This window comes from uncultured Mailhella sp., from assembly GCF_947631555.1.
Lineage (GTDB): Bacteria > Desulfobacterota > Desulfovibrionia > Desulfovibrionales > Desulfovibrionaceae > Mailhella.
In genome coordinates this window covers 1-3,291 of the sequence record NZ_CANRLT010000142.1, presented here as the reverse complement: position 1 = coordinate 3,291, position 3,291 = coordinate 1, and the positions used below count along the sequence as shown (strand labels likewise).

Annotated in this window: 2 protein-coding genes and 1 pseudogene; 1 reads left to right on the top strand and 2 read right to left on the bottom strand. The window is 61.1% G+C overall.

The window, feature by feature from the left end:
* A pseudogene (locus Q0Z94_RS11585) lies at window positions 1-209 on the top strand (hypothetical protein); the annotation flags it as partial.
* 86 nt (window positions 210-295) lie between these two features.
* Here Q0Z94_RS11585 and Q0Z94_RS11580 read toward each other — a convergent pair.
* Both Q0Z94_RS11580 and Q0Z94_RS11575 read right to left on the bottom strand, forming a co-directional pair.
* Window positions 296-1,405, bottom strand: a complete 1,110-nt coding sequence (locus Q0Z94_RS11580; RefSeq protein WP_298069872.1) for a GTP-binding protein — start codon at window positions 1,403-1,405, stop codon at window positions 296-298.
* 38 nt (window positions 1,406-1,443) lie between these two features.
* Entirely contained in the window at window positions 1,444-2,676 is a 1,233-nt protein-coding gene (locus tag Q0Z94_RS11575) for a GTP-binding protein (RefSeq protein WP_298069870.1), read from the bottom strand.
* Window positions 2,677-3,291: the final 615 nt, after the last annotated feature.

Sequence of the window (3,291 nt, the reverse complement as noted above, 5' to 3'; positions counted from 1 at the left end):
CGTGGCTGAGCGACGCGAATTACTGCGACAAGGCGATAGAAGGCGGCAGCGAATTTGTTATCGCGGATTATCCTGCAAAGCAGGAGAGCGAGTCGGGCGAGGGCATGATCGCCGAAGAACTGCGCCGTATTCCCCGCGACAGCGTCCGGCAGAAGACCGAAGAATTTCTCGCCCGCATGGAGCGTGGGGAGCGCGACCTGCGCTTTTAGAGCATATGCGGAAAAAGGGGGGAGGGAAGCCGTCCCCCCCCCATTAAAGGTGCGGGAAGGTGCATGGGAAATGCGGGGAAGGCGCGTCAGCCCAGGCAGGCGTCCAGAGCGGAGCAGATGGCTTCTTTGTCCATGTGCCGCCCGATGAACACCAGTTTGATCATGCGGTCTCCGTAAACCGCGTCCCAGTTCTCATCGAGTTCGGGGTTGCGGCGCCGCGCTTCAGCCTGCTGAGAGGCGGGAGCCGAGGCCATCCAGCGGCCGAAGGGCGTGGCCACGGTCTGCATCCCCGCCTGTTCAAACAGGAAGGACATGCTTCTGTTTTCCGTGAACCAGAGGAGGCCCTTGCAGCGGATGACCTGAGGCGGCCAATCCCTTTCCACCAGCGTTTCAAACTTTCCCCTGTCGAAGCCCTGACGCCGGAAGTAGACGAAGGAGCCGATGCCGTATTCTTCGGCCTCGCCCTCATCGTGGCCGTGTTCACCGCTTTCCTGAAGCGCGTGTATCCAGCCTGCGGACCTGCCCGCCCTGGCGAAGTTGAAGAGGCGCGTGTCCAGAATCTCGCGCACGTTCACCCTGCCGTAGTCCGTCTCGATGATGCTGGCTTCGGGCTGGAGCTTGCGGATCACGGCCCGGAGCGTCCTGAGCTGTTCGGGCGTCACATCGCTGGCCTTGTTCAGGACCACGGTGGTGCAGAATTCAAGCTGCTGGATGAGCAGGCTTTCCACATCGTCTTCATCGCTTTCGGCCAGCAGTTTCTCTCCGCTCAGAAATTCATCCACCATGCGGCGGGCGTCCACCACGGTGACGATGCCGTCCAGACGGCAGACCGTGGGCATGACTTCATCGCCCAGCGTGATGGCCTGGGCGATGGGCAGAGGCTCGCAGATGCCGCTGGCCTCGATGAGGATGTAGTCGAAGCGGCAGGCGGCGATGAGGTTCAGAATCTGCTGGACGAGGTCGCCCTTGAGGGTGCAGCAGATACAGCCGTTGGACAGGGGGATGAGGCTCTCGTCCATGCGCACGCTGCCGCCCCTGGCGATGAGGCCGGCGTCAATGTTCACCTCGCCGAGGTCGTTGACGATGACCGCGACCTTGTATCCTTCCTGATTGCTGAGCACATGGTTGAGCAGGGTGGTCTTGCCTGCGCCCAGATAGCCGGTCAGTACCGTGATGGGGACGATGGTTCTGCGCATCTCTGCCTCGGCTGATGGTGTTGAAGGAGGTGCGTGACTTACTTTGCCGTCAGGCAGGCGTCCAGGGCGGCGCAGATGGCTTTTTCATCCATGTTCCGGCCGATGAACACCAGCTTCTGCATACGGTCTCCGTAGGTTTCGTCCCATTCCCTGTCAAGCTGTTCGTCCACGCGGCGTTCTGCGGCCTGGCGCTTCGGCGGCGCGGCGGCCACCCATTCCCCGTAGGGGGAGGCGGTCATCTGACGCCCGGCCTGTTCATAGAGATAGGCGGTTTCCGGCTCGTCCCGGAACCAGACAAGCCCCTTGCAGCGGATGACGCTGGACGGCCAGGCATCGTTCACGAAGTCCTCGAACTTTTTCTGATCCAGGGGCGGGCGGCGGAAATACACAAAGGTGGAGATGCCGTATTCCAGCGCTTCCCCCTCGCCGTGGTGATGGTGATGCCCGTGATGGTGCTCGTGTTCTTCGTCATGATGATGTTCATGCGCTTCGCCGTGGTGGTGTTCGCCGGAGTCGTGATCTTCAGCCTCATCGTCCTCATTGGTCTCGGCTTCCAGGGCCTGGACCCAGCCGATGGAGGCGCAGGCGCGGTCGAAGTCGAAGCGGCGGGTGTCGAGGATATCCCTGACATCCACTCTGCCGTAGTCCGTCTCGATGATGTTGGCTTCGGGCTGGAGCTTGCGGATCACGGCCTTGAGCACGCTGAGCTGTTCGGGCGTCACGTCGCTGGCCTTGTTCAGCACGATGGTGGTGCAGAATTCGATCTGCTGGATCACGAGGCTGGCGATGTCTTCTTCGTCGATGTCCTCTTCCTCCAGCCTTTTTCCGCCCAGAAATTCATCCACCATGCGGCGGGCGTCCACGATGGTGACGATGCCGTCCAGACGGCAGATTTTGGGCAGAGACTCATCGCCCAGGGTGATGGTCTGTGCGATGGGCAATGGCTCGCAGATACCGCTGGCCTCGATGAGGATGTAGTCGAAGCGGCCGGTCTCGATGAGGTTCAGGATCTGCTTCAGCAGGTCGGTCTTCAGGGTGCAGCAGATACAGCCGTTGGAAAGAGGGACAAGGCTTTCGTCTTCCTGAACAACGCTGCCGCCCCTGGCGATGAGATCGGCGTCAATGTTCACCTCGCCGATGTCGTTGACGATGACGGCGACCTTGTATCCTTCCTGATTGCTGAGCACATGGTTGAGCAGGGTGGTCTTGCCCGCGCCCAGATAGCCGGAGAGTACCGTGATGGGGACGATGCTGCGTTTCTGTTTTTTCATGGAACATTCCTTTATGGGTTGAATCCCCCGTGCGGGGAAATCTGCTGACAGGCGGGCAGACCGGCAAGGCCCTTTCAGCTCCGTTCCGTCAGGGAGAGCCTTTCGTGAACAGCGGTGAGCCGTGCACTTTCGGCGTTCGGAAACCGCGGGTTAACATAGAACATATCTGCGGTGCGTCAACTGTGCACAGGGCGGGAAAACTTACAAAAGAACGCCGTCCGGCAGATAAGCGTTTGCTTCCCACTTCCTTATACCGCCGGAGGCACGCGCGGTAGCGCGTTTGGAGCGACGACCCCGCGCCGGCTGGAAAGCCGGCATGGAGGCGGGCGAGGAGCGGACATAAGGACACGCGGAGCGCGGCCGAGGGCAGCCTCGCTGCACGAGGCGCGATCCCGTCAGACGTGGCCGAAGGGTGTCTTTGCCGAACTGGAAGTTCGGCTGCCTTTCGCGCTTTTTCGACAGAAAAAGCAAGATGCCTTTTTGCCTTTTTTCACGCTTCGCCCGTTGTGCCTCCTTGCGGCCAGCGAGCGGGGTGGTCGGCAGCCTCGCTGCACGAGGCGCGATCCCGTCAGACGTGGCCGAAGGGTGTCTTTGCCGAACTGGAAGTTCGGCTGC